General features: G+C 59.2%; 19 protein-coding genes. 15 read left to right on the plus strand and 4 right to left on the minus strand.

The window, feature by feature from the left end:
• Positions 1-9: 9 nt before the first annotated feature.
• The 4 genes from BMZ46_RS26550 to BMZ46_RS26565 all read right to left on the minus strand — a co-directional run bounded on the left by BMZ46_RS26550 (position 10) and on the right by BMZ46_RS26565 (position 4,391).
• On the minus strand, positions 10-294 hold the full coding sequence (locus BMZ46_RS26550) for a YceK/YidQ family lipoprotein (protein ID WP_074691595.1): 285 nt from the start codon (positions 292-294) through the stop codon (positions 10-12).
• Entirely contained in the window at positions 287-934 is a 648-nt protein-coding gene (gene ubiX, locus BMZ46_RS26555) for a flavin prenyltransferase UbiX (RefSeq protein ID WP_039771880.1), read from the minus strand. The genes BMZ46_RS26550 and ubiX overlap by 8 nt, the downstream gene beginning before the upstream one ends.
• Positions 931-2,280 carry a UDP-N-acetylmuramate:L-alanyl-gamma-D-glutamyl-meso-diaminopimelate ligase gene (gene mpl / locus BMZ46_RS26560; protein ID WP_007958628.1) on the minus strand — a complete coding sequence of 450 codons (1,350 nt, stop codon included), beginning with the start codon at positions 2,278-2,280 and terminating at the stop codon, positions 931-933. Before mpl ends, ubiX begins: the two co-directional genes overlap by 4 nt.
• A 194-nt stretch (positions 2,281-2,474) precedes the next feature.
• Positions 2,475-4,391: a sigma-54-dependent Fis family transcriptional regulator gene (locus BMZ46_RS26565; RefSeq protein WP_074691597.1), complete on the minus strand. Its 1,917-nt coding sequence runs from the start codon at positions 4,389-4,391 to the stop codon at positions 2,475-2,477.
• A gap of 301 nt (positions 4,392-4,692) precedes the next feature.
• On the opposite strand from BMZ46_RS26565, the gene BMZ46_RS26570 reads away from it, so the two are divergent.
• The 15 genes from BMZ46_RS26570 (at position 4,693) to BMZ46_RS26640 (ending at position 19,219) form a co-directional block, all read left to right on the plus strand.
• A complete protein-coding gene (locus BMZ46_RS26570) occupies positions 4,693-6,213 on the plus strand; it encodes an acetaldehyde dehydrogenase ExaC (RefSeq protein ID WP_039771883.1) in 1,521 nt (506 codons plus the stop codon).
• A 278-nt stretch (positions 6,214-6,491) separates the two neighbouring features.
• Positions 6,492-7,862: an ethanolamine permease gene (gene eat / locus BMZ46_RS26575; protein WP_039771884.1), complete on the plus strand. Its 1,371-nt coding sequence runs from the start codon at positions 6,492-6,494 to the stop codon at positions 7,860-7,862.
• Between the two features lie 81 nt (positions 7,863-7,943).
• On the plus strand, positions 7,944-9,338 hold the full coding sequence (locus tag BMZ46_RS26580) for an ethanolamine ammonia-lyase subunit EutB (RefSeq protein WP_039771886.1): 1,395 nt from the start codon (positions 7,944-7,946) through the stop codon (positions 9,336-9,338).
• A complete protein-coding gene (gene eutC, locus BMZ46_RS26585) occupies positions 9,335-10,168 on the plus strand; it encodes an ethanolamine ammonia-lyase subunit EutC (protein WP_371855620.1) in 834 nt (277 codons plus the stop codon). Before BMZ46_RS26580 ends, eutC begins: the two co-directional genes overlap by 4 nt.
• A 116-nt stretch (positions 10,169-10,284) precedes the next feature.
• Positions 10,285-10,746: a GNAT family N-acetyltransferase gene (locus BMZ46_RS26590; RefSeq protein ID WP_074691599.1), complete on the plus strand. Its 462-nt coding sequence runs from the start codon at positions 10,285-10,287 to the stop codon at positions 10,744-10,746.
• A 227-nt stretch (positions 10,747-10,973) separates the two neighbouring features.
• Entirely contained in the window at positions 10,974-11,624 is a 651-nt protein-coding gene (locus tag BMZ46_RS26595; RefSeq protein ID WP_074691601.1) for a DedA family protein, read from the plus strand.
• 4 nt (positions 11,625-11,628) lie between these two features.
• On the plus strand, positions 11,629-12,441 hold the full coding sequence (locus BMZ46_RS26600; protein WP_074691603.1) for a M90 family metallopeptidase: 813 nt from the start codon (positions 11,629-11,631) through the stop codon (positions 12,439-12,441).
• Positions 12,442-12,555: 114 nt separating this feature from the next.
• Positions 12,556-13,083 (plus strand): inorganic diphosphatase, encoded by a 528-nt coding sequence (gene ppa, locus BMZ46_RS26605; protein ID WP_007990564.1) that lies wholly within the window; start codon positions 12,556-12,558, stop codon positions 13,081-13,083.
• A gap of 221 nt (positions 13,084-13,304) precedes the next feature.
• Entirely contained in the window at positions 13,305-14,045 is a 741-nt protein-coding gene (locus tag BMZ46_RS26610; protein WP_039771890.1) for a S24 family peptidase, read from the plus strand.
• A gap of 453 nt (positions 14,046-14,498) precedes the next feature.
• On the plus strand, positions 14,499-14,930 hold the full coding sequence (locus tag BMZ46_RS26615) for a hypothetical protein (protein WP_080770657.1): 432 nt from the start codon (positions 14,499-14,501) through the stop codon (positions 14,928-14,930).
• 130 nt (positions 14,931-15,060) lie between these two features.
• Positions 15,061-15,981: a restriction endonuclease gene (locus BMZ46_RS26620; protein ID WP_074691605.1), complete on the plus strand. Its 921-nt coding sequence runs from the start codon at positions 15,061-15,063 to the stop codon at positions 15,979-15,981.
• 185 nt (positions 15,982-16,166) lie between these two features.
• Entirely contained in the window at positions 16,167-16,748 is a 582-nt protein-coding gene (locus BMZ46_RS26625) for a DarT ssDNA thymidine ADP-ribosyltransferase family protein (protein WP_074691607.1), read from the plus strand.
• Positions 16,745-17,389, plus strand: coding sequence for a type II toxin-antitoxin system toxin DNA ADP-ribosyl transferase DarT (locus BMZ46_RS26630; RefSeq protein ID WP_074691609.1), 645 nt, complete (start codon positions 16,745-16,747; stop codon positions 17,387-17,389). Before BMZ46_RS26625 ends, BMZ46_RS26630 begins: the two co-directional genes overlap by 4 nt.
• Positions 17,386-18,471, plus strand: coding sequence for a type II toxin-antitoxin system antitoxin DNA ADP-ribosyl glycohydrolase DarG (locus tag BMZ46_RS26635; RefSeq protein WP_039771896.1), 1,086 nt, complete (start codon positions 17,386-17,388; stop codon positions 18,469-18,471). Before BMZ46_RS26630 ends, BMZ46_RS26635 begins: the two co-directional genes overlap by 4 nt.
• 187 nt (positions 18,472-18,658) lie before the next feature.
• Positions 18,659-19,219: a hypothetical protein gene (locus BMZ46_RS26640; protein WP_074691611.1), complete on the plus strand. Its 561-nt coding sequence runs from the start codon at positions 18,659-18,661 to the stop codon at positions 19,217-19,219.
• The last annotated feature ends 7 nt before the right edge of the window (positions 19,220-19,226 follow it).

Consider the following 19,226-nt stretch of genomic DNA (forward strand, 5'->3'; position numbering starts at 1 on the left):
GCGATCTTTTTAGAGTCCGCCAGTCGCCTGGAACCCCACGCCGATCACCGTCAGCAACGACAACGGCAACAGCAGCGTGTCGAGCAGTGCGCTGGCCGGCAGATCCACACCGGGGTAACTCGGCGCCTCGGCGCCGAATCGATCCATCGCGCAACATCCGCCATTCATCGCATACAGATCCAGCCGGGTGCCGGAATACACCACCGGCGCGCCGGGCTTGGCGGCATCCAGCGTGCGCGCCGTGGCGCAGCCAGTAAGTTGCAACACCAGCAGGATCGCCAGCAGCTTATTCATCGCTGCTCAGGTGGTGCTCGCCCCAACGCGGCAGCATGTCCTGGGGGATGCCCAGCAGATTGAGAATCCGTGCCACCACGAAATCGATCAGGTCATCGATGGTCTGCGGCTGGTGATAGAAACCCGGCGAGGCCGGCAGGATGGTCACGCCCATGTTCGACAGCTTGAGCATGTGTTCCAGGTGAATGCTCGAATACGGCGCTTCGCGCGGTACCAGAATCAACTGGCGACGTTCCTTCAACGTCACGTCCGCCGCCCGTTCGATCAGGTTGTTGCAGGCGCCGGTGGCGATGGCCGACAAAGTCCCCGTCGAACACGGCACCACCACCATCGCGGCCGGAGCGCCGGAGCCCGAGGCCACCGGCGACATCCAGTCTTCCTTGCCGTACACGCGGATCTGCCCGGCGGCCGCGCCGGTGTATTCGGTGAGGAACGCCTGCATCATTTGCGGCTTGGCCGGCAGCGACACGTCCGTCTCGGTGGCCATTACCAGTTGCGCGGCCTTGGAGATCAGGAAATGCACCTCACGATCCTCGCGCACCAGGCAATCCAGCAGGCGCAAGCCGTACTGGGCGCCGGACGCGCCGGTCATCGCCAGCGTGATGCGTTCCGGGCCATTGCTCTCGAAACGAGTGTTCATTTCAGCGCCTCGGCGAGTTTGCCGTGCAGGCCGCCGAAGCCGCCGTTGCTCATGATCACTACGTGGGTGCCGGGCTGGGCCTGACTCTTCACGCGTTCGATGATGCCTTCCAGCGAATCGCTGACGATCGACGGCACGGTGCACAACGCGGCGGTGCCTGCCAGATCCCAGCCGAGGTTGGCCGGGGCGTACCAGATCACCTGATCGGCATCGACCACGCTGTCCGGCAGACCATCACGGTGCGCGCCAAGCTTCATCGAATTGGAGCGCGGCTCGATGATCGCGATCAACGGCGCATCACCGATGCGTTTGCGCAGGCCATCAAGGGTGGTGGCAATCGCGGTCGGGTGGTGGGCGAAGTCATCGTAGATAGTGATGCCGCGCACTTCCGCGACTTTCTCCATACGGCGCTTGACGCTCTTGAACGCGCTCAACCCGGCAATGCCCATCGACGGAACAACACCGACGTGGCGCGCGGCTGCCAACGTCGCCAGGGCGTTGGCAACGTTGTGCTGACCGGTCAATTCCCACTCGACCACGCCTTGAGACACGCCTTCGAACATCACTTCGAACGCCGAGCCGTCGTCTTTCAGCAACTTGACCTGCCACTGACCGCCGGCACCGGTGGTTTGCACCGGGGTCCAGCAGCCCATCTCGATCACGCGCTGCAAGGCGGGCTCAGTGGTCGGGTGTATCACCAGGCCTTCGCTCGGGATGGTCCGCACCAAGTGGTGGAATTGCCGTTCGATAGCCGGCAGATCGGGGAAGATGTCAGCGTGGTCGAACTCAAGGTTGTTGAGAATCGCGGTACGCGGACGGTAGTGGACGAACTTCGAACGCTTGTCGAAGAACGCGCTGTCGTACTCGTCGGCTTCGATCACGAAGAACGGCGTGCCGCCCAGACGCGCCGACACCGAGAAATTCTGCGGCACGCCGCCGATCAGGAAACCCGGGCTCATGCCGGCATGCTCCAGCACCCAGGCGAGCATGCTGCTGGTGGTGGTCTTGCCGTGCGTACCGGCGACCGCCAGCACCCAGCGACCTTGCAGCACATGGTCGGCCAGCCACTGCGGGCCGGAAACGTATGGCAGGCCTTTGTTCAGCACATATTCCACTGCCGGATTGCCGCGGGACATGGCGTTGCCGATCACCACCAGATCCGGTGCCGGATCAAGCTGCGCCGGGTCGTAACCCTGGGTCAGCTGAATGCCCTGGGCTTCGAGCTGGGTGCTCATCGGCGGATAGACGTTGGCATCGGAGCCGGTCACGTGATGGCCCAGCTCTTTGGCCAGAACCGCCATCGAGCCCATGAAAGTCCCGCAGATACCCAGAATATGAATGTGCATAGTCGACCTCGTAAAACATGGCCGCAGGTTAGCGCAGGGAGGTGAAAACCGCACTCTTTAGCTGATCACCCGCCCCTGATCGTTCCCACGCTCCACGTGGGAATGCAGCGCAGGACGCTCTGCGTCCAAAAGCGGACGCGGAGCGTCCGGGGAGGCGTTCCCACGCAGAGCGTGGGAACGATCGGCAGGAGTATTCAGGCGGTTCGGGCGATCCCGTGCTTGCGCAGCTTTCTATAAAGCGTATTGCGGCTCACGCCGAGCTGCTGCGCCGTGTGGGTCATATGCCAGCGCGTGTGTTCCAGCGCATTGAGCAACGCCAGCCGCTCGGCATCTTCCAATGGATGTTCGGACGACGATTCATCGACTTTGACCAACAGCGGCTGCACCTGCCGAAACATCGCCGGCAAATCCTCCAATCCGATCCGCCCTTCATCGCACAACGCCGCCAGCGTGCGCAGCACATTCCGCATCTGCCGCACATTGCCCGGCCAGTTGAAACCCAGCAACGCCTGGCGCGCCGGTTCTTCGATCAGGATCTTTTCCCCGCCCGCCTCTTCAGCCAGCAGAAAATCCAGCAGCTGCGATTTGTCACTGCGCTCGCGCAACGGCGGCAACGCGACTTCCAGTCCGTTGAGCCGGTAATACAGGTCTTCACGGAAACTGCCATCGCCGACCCGCTCCAGCAGATTGCGGTGAGTGGCGCTGATGATCCGCACGTTGACCGCTTCCGGCTCGCCGCCAATGGGCACCACTTGCCGGTCCTCCAGCACCCGCAGCAGACGGGTCTGCAAGGCCAGCGGCATGTCGCCGATTTCATCGAGGAACAGCGTGCCGCCATCGGCCTGCTGCAACTTGCCGCGCATGCCGTCCTTGCGCGCGCCGGTGAAACTGCCACCGCGATAGCCGAACAGCTCGCTCTCGATCAGGCTTTCGGGAATCGCCGCGCAGTTGAGGGCCACGAAGGCTTCGCCGGCGCGTTGACTGGCGTTATGCACAGCCTTGGCGAATGCTTCCTTGCCGGAGCCCGTTTCGCCGTTGATCAGCAGCGGCACGTCGCGCTCGAACACCCGCAGCGACTTGCGAAAATCCGCCTGCAACGCCGCATCACCGAGACAAATGCCTGCAAGACGCGGCGCTTCGACCGGCGCGGGAACCGGCGCTACCGGCAGCGGCCGGCGAGTTTCGCCACGCAGCACCGCAAACAGATGCCGCCCGTCGCGAGTACGCAGCGGCCAGCTCGCGCTGGCATTGGCACTGGCACGCCCGAGCAACTCATCCAGGGAACAATCGAAAAACGCCTCCACCGGTTTGCCCAGCAAACCACCGCGAATATGGCCGAGCAGGTTCAAGGCACTCTGATTGACCGCACTGATCCGCCCTTCCCCGTCAAACGCCAGCAACCCTTCGCTGAACAGCCCGACGGACTCCGCCTGAAGATGGAATCGCAACAGCCATTGGTTATCGAAACAGCGCAGGAAATAGCAGCTCTCGATCATCTTCGCCGACAGATTGACCAGCGTCATGGTGTGGAACTGGCTCTGGCGCGAGACGTCATGCCGCGCCGAGGAAACGTCGAGCACCGCCAGCAGTTCGCCGTGCGGGTCGAACACCGGGCTCGCCGAGCAGGTCAGGCCGGTGTGACGGCCGCGAAAGTGTTCATCCTGATGAATCGTCAGGGCCTGACGCTCGACAAGGCAGGTACCGATACCGTTGGTGCCCTCGCACGCCTCGCTCCAGTCGGAACCCAGCCACAGGCCGGCGCGTTCGAAGATCTTGCGTTCGGTGGGGGCGGTGACGCAGTTGAGGATCACCCCGCGCGCGTCAGTCAGCAGCACCGCGTGGCCGGCGCCGGAGAGTTGTTGATGCAGGCTGCTCATTTCATTGCCGGCAATCTGCAACACCTGTTGCAGCCGTTCGCGGCTTTCGAGGATTCGACCGTGTTCGAGCACGGTCGGCGCCATGCTCAGGGCCGGGTCGAGGTGATAGTCCTCAAGACAACGCAGCCACGAACGGGCAATCGACGGGTCGGCACCGGGGCCATGCAGGTGCGGCTTGCCCTGGGTGACGGTGAGAACCTGTCGGGCATGGCGACTCAAATGGTTGTCGTGCATTTCTTATTATTCTCCCCGAGGCTCATCGGCCCATGCGTGAAGTGGTGCCCAGCATCCTCCAGCCAACCGGTCTTTGCAATGCTGGCAAGACCGCCCGGTCACGGGTTGTGCCACAAGCGGTACAAACTGTCACCCGAGCTGTACCGATAGCGTCACAGGCGCTTGCCACTTGTCTGACACAAATTACGCAAGGCCTTGATTTGCCTGACCTGCACGGCAGTGGCCCGACCTTTGCTCTACGCTTATAGCAAGCGCTCATGCGCGTTTCTCTAATAAGTACAAAGCCAAGGAGAACATCATCATGCGTTACGCTCACCCCGGTACTGAAGGCGCCAAAGTCTCGTTCAAGAGCAAGTACGGTAACTACATCGGCGGCGAGTTCGTCGCGCCTGTCAAAGGTCAGTACTTCACCAATACCTCGCCAGTGAATGGCCAGCCAATTGCCGAATTCCCGCGTTCCACCGCCGAAGACATCGACAAGGCCCTGGACGCCGCCCACGCCGCTGCCGATGCCTGGGGTTCCACTTCCGCCCAGGCCCGCTCGCTGATCCTGCTGAAAATCGCCGACCGCATCGAACAGAACCTCGAAACCCTGGCGATCACCGAAACCTGGGACAACGGCAAAGCCATCCGCGAAACCCTCAACGCCGACATCCCACTGGCAGCCGATCACTTCCGCTATTTCGCCGGGTGCCTGCGCGCCCAGGAAGGCAGCGCCGCCGAGATCGATGGCAACACTGTGGCCTATCACATCCATGAACCGCTGGGCGTGGTCGGCCAGATCATCCCGTGGAACTTCCCGATCCTGATGGCCGCGTGGAAACTCGCCCCGGCCCTGGCCGCCGGCAACTGCGTGGTGCTCAAGCCTGCCGAGCAGACTCCGCTGGGCATCAGCGTGCTGCTGGAACTGATCGGCGATCTGCTGCCGCCGGGCGTGCTCAACGTGGTGCAAGGGTTCGGCAAAGAAGCCGGCGAAGCCCTGGCCACCAGCAAGCGCATCGCCAAGATCGCCTTCACCGGCTCGACCCCGGTCGGCTCGCACATCATGAAGTGCGCCGCCGAAAACATCATTCCATCCACCGTGGAACTGGGCGGCAAGTCGCCGAACATCTTCTTCGAAGACATCATGCAGGCCGAGCCAAGCTTCATTGAAAAAGCCGCCGAAGGCCTGGTGCTGGCGTTCTTCAACCAGGGCGAAGTCTGCACCTGCCCTTCCCGCGCACTGGTTCAGGAGTCGATCTATCCGCAGTTCATGGAAGCGGTGATGAAGAAAGTCAGCCAGATCAAACGTGGCGACCCGCTCGACACCGACACCATGGTCGGCGCCCAGGCGTCCGAGCAGCAATTCGACAAGATCCTGTCGTACCTGGAAATCGCCAAGGGCGAAGGTGCCGAACTGCTGACCGGAGGCAAGGTGGAAAAACTCGAGGGCAGCCTGGCGACCGGGTATTACATCCAGCCGACCCTGCTCAAGGGTACCAACAAGATGCGTGTGTTCCAGGAAGAAATCTTCGGCCCGGTGGTGAGCATCACCACCTTCAAGGACGAAGCCGAAGCCCTGGCGATTGCCAACGACACCGAGTTCGGCCTCGGCGCCGGCCTCTGGACCCGCGACATCAACCGCGCCTATCGCATGGGTCGCGCCATCAAGGCGGGTCGCGTGTGGACCAACTGCTACCACCTGTACCCGGCGCACGCCGCGTTCGGCGGGTACAAGAAATCCGGTGTCGGCCGTGAAACCCATAAGATGATGCTCGACCACTACCAGCAGACCAAAAACCTGCTGGTGAGCTACGACATCAATCCGCTGGGCTTCTTCTAAAACACCGGCTAGGCAGGTGTTTTTGCCTAGCCTTTCTACCGCTATCGCGAGCAGGCTCGCTCCCACACTTACACCGCGTTCCCCCTGTGGGAGCGAGCCTGCTCGCGATTGGCGTCCTTGATGACTACATACGTAGCCTGGCCGCTCTGGCACGGGCCTTGCGTACCCGTCATTCAGGATTTGCGTGAACACTGCCGCTGCGTGAACAGCATCCACCCAATCAACCGCTGCACCCGAAAGTCCAACAGATCGAACAATAAAAAAGACAGAGAGGACTTATGACTTCCACCACACAGCTCAAACCCACACTCGGCACCCTGCACCTCTGGGGCATTGCCGTCGGCCTGGTGATTTCCGGCGAATACTTCGGCTGGAGTTACGGCTGGGGCACGGCGGGAACCCTGGGTTTCCTGGTCACGGCCCTGATGGTCGCGACCATGTACACCTGCTTCATCTTCAGTTTCACCGAACTGACCACCGCGATTCCTCACGCGGGCGGGCCGTTTGCCTACAGCCGTCGGGCGTTCGGCGAAAAAGGCGGATTGATCGCCGGCATCGCCACTCTGATCGAATTCGTGTTCGCCCCGCCGGCCATCGCCATGGCCATCGGCGCCTATCTGAATGTGCAATATCCGGGGCTCGATCCCAAACTTGCGGCGGTCGGCGCGTATTTCGTGTTCATGACCCTGAACATCCTTGGCGTCAGCATCGCCGCGACCTTCGAGCTGGTGGTGACCGTGCTCGCCGTCGCCGAATTGCTGGTGTTCATGGGCGTGGTCGCACCGGGCTTCAGCTTCAGCAACTTTGTGCTGAACGGCTGGTCAGGCGCCAATGAGTTCACGATGGGCGCGATTCCTGGCATTTTCGCCGCGATTCCCTTCGCGATCTGGTTTTTCCTCGCCATCGAAGGCGCGGCCATGGCGGCCGAGGAAGCCAAGGACCCGAAACGCACGATTCCACGGGCCTACGTCAGCGGCATCCTGACCCTGGTGTTCCTGGCCATTGGCGTGATGGTGATGGCTGGCGGCGTCGGCGACTGGCGTCAACTGTCGAACATCAACGATCCGCTGCCGCAGGCAATGAAAGCGGTAGTCGGCAACAATTCGACCTGGATGCACATGCTGGTGTGGATCGGCCTGTTCGGGCTGGTGGCGAGTTTCCACGGGATCATCCTCGGCTACTCGCGGCAGTTCTTCGCCCTGGCCCGCGCCGGTTACCTGCCCAAAGGTCTGGCCAAACTCTCGCGTTTCCAGACCCCGCACCGGGCGATCCTGGCGGGCGGCGTGGTCGGCATCGCGGCAATCTACAGCGACGGTCTGGTCAATCTGCAAGGCATGACCCTGACGGCGGCGATGATCACCATGTCGGTGTTCGGCGCCATCGTGATGTACATCATCAGCATGCTCAGCCTGTTCAAACTGCGCAAAACCGAGCCGAACCTGGAGCGCACCTTCCGCGCGCCGGGCTATCCGGTGGTGCCGGCCATCGCGCTGTTTCTGGCGCTGGTGTGCCTGGTGGCGATGGCCTGGTTCAACACGCTGATCGGTTGTGTGTTCCTCGGTTTCATGGCCGCTGGCTACCTGTACTTCCAGCTGACCGCCAAGCAACGCTCCGAAGCACCGGCAGACGCTATGCTCGAAGGTATCTAAAAAACTATCTGAGTTGCACCGGCACCGGGCCTTGGGCTCGGTGCCTGCACTAAAAGCATTCATTCAGGAGGAACGCGCCCAATGGCCGCATTTGCCCATACCGTCGGCGCCCAGACCTATCGCTTCGACAGCCTCAAGGACGTGATGGCCAAGGCCAGCCCCGCGCGCTCCGGGGATTTCCTGGCCGGCGTCGCCGCGCTCAACGATGGCGAGCGGGTAGCCGCGCAAATGGCACTGGCCGACATCCCGCTCACGCATTTCCTGCAGGAAGCGCTGATTCCCTACGAAGCCGATGAAGTCACCCGACTGATCATCGACAGCCATGACAAACAGGCCTTCGCAGTCGTCAGCCATCTCACGGTTGGCGGCTTTCGCGACTGGCTGTTGAGCGAAGCGGCCGACGAATCCAGCCTGCGCGCCCTCGCCCCCGGCCTGACACCGGAAATGGTCGCTGCCGTGTCGAAGATCATGCGCGTGCAGGATCTGGTGCTGGTGGCGCAGAAGATCCGCGTCGTCACCAAATTTCGCGGCACTTTGGGCCTGCGGGGACGGTTATCCACAAGGCTGCAACCCAATCATCCGACCGACGAGCCGTCCGGCATCGCCGCGAGCATTCTCGACGGTCTGTTGTACGGCAACGGCGACGCGATGATCGGCATCAACCCGGCCACCGACAGCATCGCCTCGATCTGCGCGATGCTGGAAATGCTCGACGCGATCATCCAGCGCTACGACATTCCGACCCAGGCCTGCGTGCTGACCCACGTCACCACCTCTATAGAAGCGATCAACCGTGGCGTGCCGCTGGATCTGGTGTTCCAGTCGATTGCCGGCACCGAAGCGGCCAACGCCAGTTTCGGCATCAACCTGAACATTTTGCAGGAAGGTTATGAAGCGGGCCTGAGCCTCAATCGCGGCACGCTCGGGCAGAACCTGATGTATTTCGAAACCGGTCAGGGCAGTGCGCTGTCAGCCAACGCCCACCACGGCGTCGATCAACAGACCTGCGAGACCCGGGCCTACGCCGTGGCGCGCCATTTCAAGCCGTTTCTGGTGAACACCGTCGTAGGATTCATCGGCCCGGAATACCTCTACAACGGCAAACAGATCATCCGCGCCGGCCTCGAAGACCACTTCTGCGGCAAGTTGCTCGGCGTGCCGATGGGCTGCGACATCTGCTACACCAACCACGCCGAAGCCGACCAGGATGACATGGACACCCTGCTGACCCTGCTCGGCGTGGCCGGGATCAACTTCATCATGGGCATCCCCGGTTCCGACGACATCATGCTCAACTACCAGACCACCTCGTTTCACGACGCGCTCTACGCGCGCCAGACCCTGGGCCTGAAACCGGCGCCGGAGTTCGAGCAGTGGCTGGCGAACATGGGCATCTTCACCCAGGCGGACGGCAAGGTCCGCTTCGGCAACAACCTGCCGCCGGCCTTTCGCCAGGCCTTGGCGCAACTGGGATGAGTCAGATGGAAAAACCGCCCGTCGATCCGCAAAACCCGTGGCTGGAGCTGCGTCGCCTGACCCCGGCGCGCATTGCCCTCGGCCGCACCGGCACCAGCCTGCCGACCCGCGCACAGCTGGATTTCCAGTACGCCCACGCACAGGCACGGGACGCGGTGCATTTGCCGTTCGATCACGCCGGGCTCAGCGCCCAGCTGACTGAACGCCAACGTGAAAGTCTTGTGCTGCACAGCGCGGCGGTGGATCGCAACAGCTACCTGCAACGTCCGGATCTGGGGCGCAAGCTCAGCGATGAATCGGCGCAAACCCTGCGCGAATACGCCCAGGCGCATCCGGGCGGTGCGGATCTGGTGATTGTGGTGGCGGACGGTCTATCGGCGCTGGCGGTGCATCGGCATACCCTGCCGTTTCTCACCCGTCTGGAAGAGCAGATGAGCGCCGACGAATGGTCGACAGCGCCAGTAGTGCTGGTGGAACAGGGCCGAGTGGCGATTGGCGATGAAATCGGCCAGTTGCTGGGCGCGAAAATGGTCGTGATGCTGATCGGAGAGCGTCCGGGCCTCAGTTCGCCGGACAGCCTGGGTTTATATTTCACCTACAATCCAAAGGTCGGCCTCACGGATGCTTACCGCAACTGCATTTCCAATGTGCGGCTGGAAGGGCTCAGCTATGGCATGGCGGCGCATCGCTTGCTGTATCTGATGCGCGAAGCCTGTCGGCGCCAGCTGTCGGGCGTCAATCTGAAGGACGAGGCGCAGGTTCAGACGCTGGAATCGGAAGCCGGTGCAGACATGAAGAGTAATTTCCTACTCGATCCGCCCCCAGCCTGAACCGTTTCCGCATTGCCTTTCTGCGCCGGTTTCAGGCAGGATCGATGCACGGCCGCCCGGGTTTCCCATCGCCGTCAGAGCACGTGAAGACAGCCACTTGAAGGACGAGACCTACCATGCGGATTATCCAAGCGACCCTCGAACACCTGGATTTGCTGACCCCGTTGTTCGTTAAGTACCGCGAGTTTTACGGCTCCCTGCCCTATCCGGACTCGTCCCGGGCCTTTCTCGAAAAGCGCCTGCGACGCAAGGAATCGGTGATCTATCTGGCCCTGGCCGATGACGACGACAAGAAGCTCATGGGCTTCTGCCAGCTCTACCCGAGCTTTTCCTCGCTGTCGCTCAAGCGCGTGTGGATTCTCAACGACATCTATGTCGCCGAGGACGCCCGCCGCCAGTTGGTAGCCGACAACCTGATCCGCACCGCGAAGAAAATGGCCAAGGAAACCCAGGCCGTGCGCATGCGCGTCTCCACCAGCGCCGACAACGAAGTGGCGCAGAAAACCTACGAATCCATCGGGTTCAAGGAAGACACCGAGTTCAAGAACTACGTGCTGCCGATCAGCGAAGAACTCTGATCGCGGGGTGCCCTGCGGGGAGGGAGCAGACTCCCTCCTCAAAATGAATGCCAACCCGACATTTCTTCACACCGACATCCCCCGCTACAAAACCAACGCGCTTTTCACCCCTCTGCCCGTATAATCCCGATCTTTCCGGCTTGTAAGAAAAACTACACCCGCTTGTAGGCTTACACGAAGTCATCCGCACAGGTCTGCCGAGTCAGGCCGTCACCACAGGTGCCTCCATGGATTTCAACCCGCTCGATCTTGTCCTGCATCTCGACGTTTACCTCGACCTGCTGGTGAATAATTACGGGCCATGGATCTACGCCATCCTGTTTCTGGTGATCTTCTGCGAGACCGGCCTGGTGGTGATGCCATTCCTGCCGGGTGATTCGCTGCTGTTCATCGCCGGCGCGGTCGCTGCGGGCGGCGGCATGGACCCGGTATTGCTGGCGGGCTTGCTGATGCTCGCGGCGATTCTCGGCGACAGTACCAACTACGTGATCGGACGAACGGCGGGTGAAAAGCTGTTCAGCAACCCGAACTCAAAAATCTTCCGCCGCGACTATCTGCAACAGACCCACGATTTCTACGACAAGCACGGCGGCAAAACCGTGACCCTGGCGCGCTTCCTGCCAATCATCCGCACCTTCGCACCGTTCGTCGCCGGTGTCGCGAAGATGCCTTACCCGCGGTTCTTCGGCTTCAGCGTGTTCGGCACCGTTCTGTGGGTTGGCGGTCTGGTGACGCTGGGTTATTTCTTCGGCAACGTGCCGTTCATCAAGAAGAACCTGTCGCTGCTGGTGGTCGGCATCATCCTGCTGTCGCTGGTCCCGATGATTATCGGTGTAGTCCGCAGCCGCTTCGGCGGCACCAAAGCCCAATCGCACTAAGCCGATGTGGTCGCTGAGCGCCTGGCGCCGCCGGCGCATTCTGGCCAGGCACCCGATTGCCGACGAACTGTGGCAGCGGGTGCGCCATCACCTGAGTTTTCTCGATGGCATCACGCCCGCTGAAGACCAGTGGCTGCGTGAAGCCAGCGTGCTGTTCCTCGAAGACAAACACCTGACCGCCCTGCCCGGCGTCGAGCTGCACCAGGAACAACGCCTGCTGCTCGCCGCCCAGGCGCAATTGCCGCTTTTGCATCTTGGCGATCTGAACTGGTATCAGGGTTTCCACGAAATCGTCCTCTACCCCGACGATTTCCTCAGCCCCCAGCGCCATCGCGATGCCAGCGGCGTCGAGCATGAGTGGGACGGCGAACACAGCGGCGAAGCGTGGCAACAAGGGCCGATCATCCTCGCCTGGCCCGGCGTGATGGCCAGTGGTGGCTGGGAAGGCTACAACCTGGTGATCCATGAACTGGCGCACAAGCTGGACATGCTCAACGGTGACGCCAACGGCCTGCCGCCGCTGCACGCCGACATGCGGGTCAGCGACTGGGCCGAAGTGATGCAGGCAGCGTACGACGACCTCAATCGCCAGCTCGACCGCCATCCTGACGCCGAAACCGCCATCGACCCGTATGCCGCCGAGAACCCGGCCGAGTTCTTCGCCGTCACCAGCGAGTACTTCTTCAGCGCCCCGGATCTGCTGCACGACGCTTATCCACAGGTGTATGCGCAGCTGCAGCTTTTCTACCGCCAGGATCCGTTGACCCGCCTGAAGCAACTTCAGGCCAGCGACCCGGTCTATCAGGCTCACGAGTAAAGGTCTGCACGACTTCCGGTACATGGCGTCCACGACAGAATATGCCTATAATCGCCGCCACTTTTTGGTCAATCCGGCCAAGTGTTTTTGGTCAACTAACGGGGGCAACGCCCAATGAGCTACAGCAAGATTCCGGCTGGCAAAGACCTGCCGAACGACATCTACGTCGCGATCGAGATCCCGGCCAACCACGCGCCGATCAAATACGAAATCGACAAAGACAGCGATTGCCTGTTCGTTGACCGTTTCATGGCCACCCCGATGTTCTACCCGGCCAACTACGGTTACATCCCGAACACCCTGGCTGACGACGGTGATCCCCTGGACGTGCTGGTCGTGACCCCTTACCCGGTTGCTCCAGGTTCGGTGATCCGCGCGCGTCCGGTCGGCATCCTGAACATGACCGACGACGGCGGCGGCGATGCCAAAGTCATCGCAGTCCCACACGACAAGCTGTCCCAGCTGTACGTGGATGTGAAGGAATACACCGACCTGCCAGCCCTGCTGATCCAGCAGATCGAGCACTTCTTCGCGAACTACAAGGATCTCGAAAAAGGCAAGTGGGTGAAAATCGAAGGCTGGGCGGGCGCAGACGCCGCCCGCGAAGCGATCACCAAGTCGGTTGCTGCCTACAAAGGCTAAGCCTCACGACCTGCGACACGCTTGAAGAAGACCCCGGTTGATCCGGGGTTTTTTGTGCCTGCCCGAAAGGCGCTTAAACAGCTTGTTTATGTCGGCCTACAGAAAAGTTTTAGTGTGTGTAATTTCCCACAAGGACGTCTTACATCCCGTCGCAAAATTTGCCCTGATTTTGAACGCAAGGTTTATTCAAACCGCTCTAGGCCGGCCGTAGACTCGTGTTTATGAGAAAGAACACTAGCGGTCCAAGATTCAAGGCACTCCTGGAAGCTGCGAACATCACCACCACGGGATTCGCAAAGTTCTGGGGCACGGAAGCCCAAAACGTTCATAACTGGTACACCCGGGGCGTACCCGCGTACCGCCTGGAAGAGGTCGCACGCCTGCTGTCCGTCAACAGCCAATGGCTGAAGACCGGCGAAGGCCCGAAAGAGGCCCCGCACCTGCATACGGACTCGGGCGACATCCTCGATGCCCATGCCATTCGCGGCGTCTACACGGTGCTCGAAACCAACGACATCGAACTGCCTCTCTACAAGGAAGCCCCGACTGCTCCTGGCTCCGACAAGACCCACGTCATCAAGGACCCGGACCAAACCATTCGCCTGCCCCGCAGCCACCTCGAAGCCCTGGAAATCCGCCCCACCGATGCCATCTGTACCCAAATGATCGGCAACAGCATGGCCGAAAAAATCGAAGACGGCTCCACCCTCGCCATCGACCGCGGCCTCACCCAGGTGGTGGACGGCGAAATCTACGCCATCGAACATGACGGCATGCTGCGCATCAAATACCTGCACCGCATGCCCGGCAACGCCCTGCGCCTGCGCAGCCACAACAGCGCCGAATACCCGGACGAGATCTTCCGCGCGGCGCAAATTGAGGAACAGCGGATTCATGTATTGGGGTGGGTGTTCTGGTGGTCGACGCTGGGCAAGCGGCGGCCGGTGGTGCCGTTTCTCTGAGCCAGCTTCTGTCGTGAGGGGCAACCGGCCCGGATAGTCGGTACAAATACGGGATTTTTCCTGGATAGAACGCTCTATCCCGCACTTCGCACTGGGAATCCCCAACAAAACTCAGTATCCTGCGCCCCACATTCGCGCATCGACCCGCCAAGCGGCCCAGATGACGCCTGACGCGGCAGACCACTGTCTGACCAAGTCCCGCAGCCGGACGCAAGATCCGGATGTACGTTTTGAAGGCTGGCGCGGTTTACCAAAAATAAACCAAGCCAGTCCCCGAGAAGCCGGCCACAAGCCGGCTTTTTAATGCCTGCTGAAAAACCGGCCGGGGGTCGGTTTACGGGCAGAGCGCTGTGTAATGGTGCTTGCACAACTCATCGCATAACAGAGCCCCACCTGCTGGAAGCGACGGCAACTTAGATTGCTCAAGTCACCCCACAAGGACGTTCAACATTGATGCCCAAAACCATCACTTCAAACATGAAATCAGTTGGCCTGACAGCTGCCTCGTGCCTTTGTCTTTCAGGATGTGTTGGAGCAATCGTATCGCTCCCGGAAAAAACAACCGTCAAGACAGACGCTTACAAAGCGCAAAGCTATCGATCAATCACACCGCAAATCAGCAGAACGGTCACGTCGACGCCTACACGGGAATGGTGCGGGATCACCGTTTGGGCACTGATCATTCCGGTGCCATTGAAACTACCGGTGTGCACATCGTATTTCGAGCAGTCCTTCGGCAACGACGAGTTCGGAAACGAAGCCGTTCTGCTCGACTCGCAGCAAAAAGTCCCATCCCCTTTCTACGCTTGCGGCCCATTCATGATGTTGGGACCGATCGTTCATGGTTACCAAGGCAATGCGCTTTGCGGTGTTTTTGCGGATTGATGGTGAAACTGACATAGCGACTTACGCTTTCACCTGCAGACGCTTTAGTCGCGAAGCCCTCCATATCCACCGTTGATTTACAATCGCCATCCGATCGGCACGAAAACAATTTCAGCACAGGGATGCGCCCATGTCCGTTCCAACCTACGATCAGTTCATTGAGCCGATCCTTCGCTTTCTCGCCACAAAACCCGAGGGTGCAATCGCTCGGGACGCTCATGAATCAGCAGCAAAAATGCTGCAACTGAGTGAAGCTCAGCGCGAAGAACTGATCGCCAGTGGTCAGGCTACCTACAAGAACCGATCAGGCTGGGCGCACGATCGACTCAAGCGCGCAGGTCTTTCCAGCAGTGCCAAACGCGGTTATTGGAAGTTGACCGACGCAGGCGTGCAGTACGCCAAGGAGCATGCATTTCCACTGTCGACCACGGATGTGGAGCACATAGCAATCGGCTACATGAATGTGAAGCTGAAAGTCGCGCCTGACGCCGAGCCACTGGATGACCAACCAAATGTGGAGCCCGATCTAGCCTCCGCCACCGAGAGCCCCGACGACCGACTGGAGCGAGCGCTTAAGGAATTACGCGATGCCACGGCGGCCGACCTTTTGGACAACTTGCTGCAAGTAAGCCCTAACCGTTTTGAAGTAATCGTGCTGGATGTTCTTCATCGCTTGGGTTACGGCGCCAGTCGCAACGACTTGCAACGTGTCGGAGGTTCCGGTGATGCCGGCATCGACGGCATTATCTCGCTCGATAAATTGGGGTTGGAGAAGGTTTACGTACAGGCCAAGCGTTGGCAGAACACGGTTGGCCGACCTGAGTTACAGGCGTTCTATGGCGCGCTCGCAGGACAAAAGGCCAAGCGCGGTGTGTTCATTACCACCTCTGGTTTTACGGCGCGCGCCGTCGACTTCGCCAAATCGGTGGACGGTATTGTGCTGGTAGACGGGACGCGACTGGTGCATCTGATGATGGATCATGAGGTGGGCGTGACATCGCGTTTGTTGCGGTTGCCGACGCTGGATCGCGATTATTTTGATGAAGAGTGAGTTCGGGCGTGTTGCTGCTTGACCCTGCTAACCAATTTCCTTAGTGGGCTTGTGGCCAAAAGTGATGGCACACTAGAATCACAGCGATTGTTCTACCAACCCCTACGGATCGAGGGTTACATCAGCACGGGGCGAGGCCGGAACTGAATCCAGTTTAGGTTGATGTGCAGGTCAAGGAGACCACTATGGCGGACGTTAAAAGCATCAAGGATCAGAAGCTTCTCTACCATCTCACTTCAGTTGAAAACCTGGATGGAATTTTCAAGGATGGTTTGAAACCTCGCGCTGGCCTCTCGGGTTTCAAAGACGTCGCAGATGCTGAAATCCTGAAAAAGCGGCAGGCTCTGCAGCTCGACAATTACGTGTCCTTCCACTGGTTTGCGAAGAATCCATTTGACGGAAGCGTCCAGCGCAACAGGCCAGAGGCCCAATTTGTACTGATCTCGGTCTACAGATCAACGGCCAGGCAATACGGCTGGAAAATCATTCCACGCCACCCGTTAGCAGGCGACTCAATACAGCTACTTGATTACGAACAGGGTTTCGAAGCCATCGAGTGGGATGTCATGAGCAGTCGCGATTACCTGGACCCTCATTGCAAAAGCATCTGCATGGCCGAGTGCCTCGCACCGGGGGTTGTTAAACCTGAGGCCTTCTTCAAAATCTTTACCCCCAGCGAAGAAGTCGATGCACTTTGCGTAGCTAAATTGCAGGCAGCGGATGTTAATGTGCAGACCAGCGTGAATCAGAGAATGTTTTATCAATGAACTACACCAGCCTGAATCCAGAGAAAGCTCTGATTTGGCGTATCGTCCATCGCGATAACCTGCCCTGGATTCTGGACAACGGCCTGCATTGCGCAAACTCGGAAGTACAGGCACCTCATTACGTGAACATCGGCAACGTCGACTTGATCGACAAGCGCCGTTCCCGTCAGGTGCCTATCGCACCCGAAGGCGTCCTGGCCGACTACGTGCCCTTCTATTTCACGCCCTTCTCGGTGATGATGCAGAACATCCACTCCGGGTGGAGCGTGCAGCAACGCAGCAATGACGAGATCGTCATTCTGGTCTCAAGCCTCCATCGCGTTGAAGAGCTCGGCCTACCGTTTGTCTTTACAAACGCACATGCCTATCCGAGTTGGACAGACTATTACAGCGATCTGGCGAATCTCGACCAGATCGATTGGACTATCCTTCAACGGCGCGACTTCAAGCGCGATCCTGATGACCCTCGTAAAATAGAGCGTTATCAAGCGGAAGCGCTGATCCACCATCACTTACCGATTACGGGACTACTGGGCATCATGTGCCACACCGATGCAATGAAAGAACGCATAGAACAAGACGTCGCCGCTCGAGGCCTGACGTTGTCTGTCCATGCGCGTCCCAAATGGTATTTCCAATGATCAGATTTACCCAAGGCAACCTGCTGGAAGCCAAGACCGAAGCCCTCGTCAACACGGTGAACACCGTGGGCGTGATGGGAAAAGGCATCGCGCTGATGTTCAAAGAACGCTTTGCACAGAACTATCGCCTGTACGCAGCGGCGTGCAAGGCCAAGGAAGTTGAAACCGGCAAGATGCACGTGACCGCCACCAACGAACTTGAAGGACCTCGCTGGATCGTCAATTTCCCGACCAAACGTCACTGGCGTTCACCTTCGCAAATGGCCTGGATAACAGAAGGTCTGCACGACCTGCGTCGTTTTCTAATTGAGAATGACGTGAAATCCGTCGCTATCCCGCCACTGGGTGCTGGTAACGGTGGATTGAGTTGGCCTGAAGTCCGCGAACAGATCGTTGAGGTTTTGGGGGATCTGGATGTCGACGTGCTGGTGTTCGAGCCGACCAATCAATATCTGAATGTCGCCAAGCGCAACGGTGTAGAGACGCTCACGCCGGCCCGTGCCCTTATCGCTGAACTGGTTCGACGCTATTGGGTGTTGGGCATGGAATGCAGTCTGCTCGAGATTCAAAAACTGGCTTGGTTTCTTGAGCGGGCAATTGAAAAACTTCCAAGTACAGAGAACCCGCTAAACCTGAAATTTATCGCTCATAAATTCGGGCCATACGCCAATCGACTGGAGCATCTGCTCAACAATCTGGATGGTAGCTATCTACATTGCGACAAGCGTATCAGTGATGCGGAAATCACCGATGTGATTTGGTTTGATCAAGATCGCAAGGCTTTTTTGCAGACCTACCTAAAGACTGAAGCCAGGGAATATTCCCAAGCTTTAGAGCGCACAGCTGAATTAATCGATGGCTTTGAATCCCCCTTCGGAATGGAATTACTCGCGACCGTCGATTGGTTGCTGATTAAGGAAGGGGTTGTTCCGACCGTTTCTGCGGTACGTGAAGCACTGAGAAACTGGGACGGCGGGGGTGGAGCTGCGGTGCGCAAAAATAAACTATTCGATGATCAAGCTCTTGAAATTGCGATTAATCGCCTGATCTCCAGCAGTTTCAGCCCGAAAATAGCGGCCTGACGCAGACAATAAATGCGAGTTTGCCTGTCCGCTTGGCACGTGCAATGAGTAGACGGCTCAGGCGATTATTGAACCATCGCAATAAGCCATTAGCACATCCGCCCTAATTGCCGCTCACCCAACCTCGCCACTAAATTTCCATTCTGTTTTTGTGCATTGCAAAAGCACCAAGGAATGGAGCAACACCATGTCGTCGTTTTTCAAACTCAATCAATCCCTTGTTCTAGCAACCGCACTTCTGACCGCCACTACTTGCGCGCAGGCAGAAGAACCGAACCCCGTCGGTGACTGGTGGATCATTTACGGCAACGGCATTCCCAACAAGAACATCATGTATGTAGCCGACAGCACTTCAGTCGTGCCGTCGAACCATACCAAGGGTGCGAAATTGGTGGCCGTGACGCTGGTGTATGAAGAACCCGGCAAACAGATGATCGATGCCTACAACCTCGAAGTGCAGTGCTCCACGAACAAGGTCCGCTTTCTTAATGGGCAATCCATAGATCGCATTGCCTACATGATGCGGCACCTGAAAGTTAACGACCAATGGCAACAACCGAAGGAGTTCTGGGTACAGCGCGCCGCCGAGTTTGTTTGCTCCCCCGCTAAAAAGGACATGATCGCGCTGGGCAAGATGGAGCCCTTGCAGATGATTCAGGGCATGCAACAGATGTTCTTCAAGCTGGCACCGATTCAGGAGAAGGGGCAGATGATGGACAACCTGGATTCGATCCTCGGTAACAAGTAAGCGGCGG

This window comes from Pseudomonas sp. NFIX49 (assembly GCF_900115915.1).
In the GTDB taxonomy this organism is placed as follows: Bacteria; Pseudomonadota; Gammaproteobacteria; order Pseudomonadales; family Pseudomonadaceae; genus Aquipseudomonas; species Aquipseudomonas pharyngis.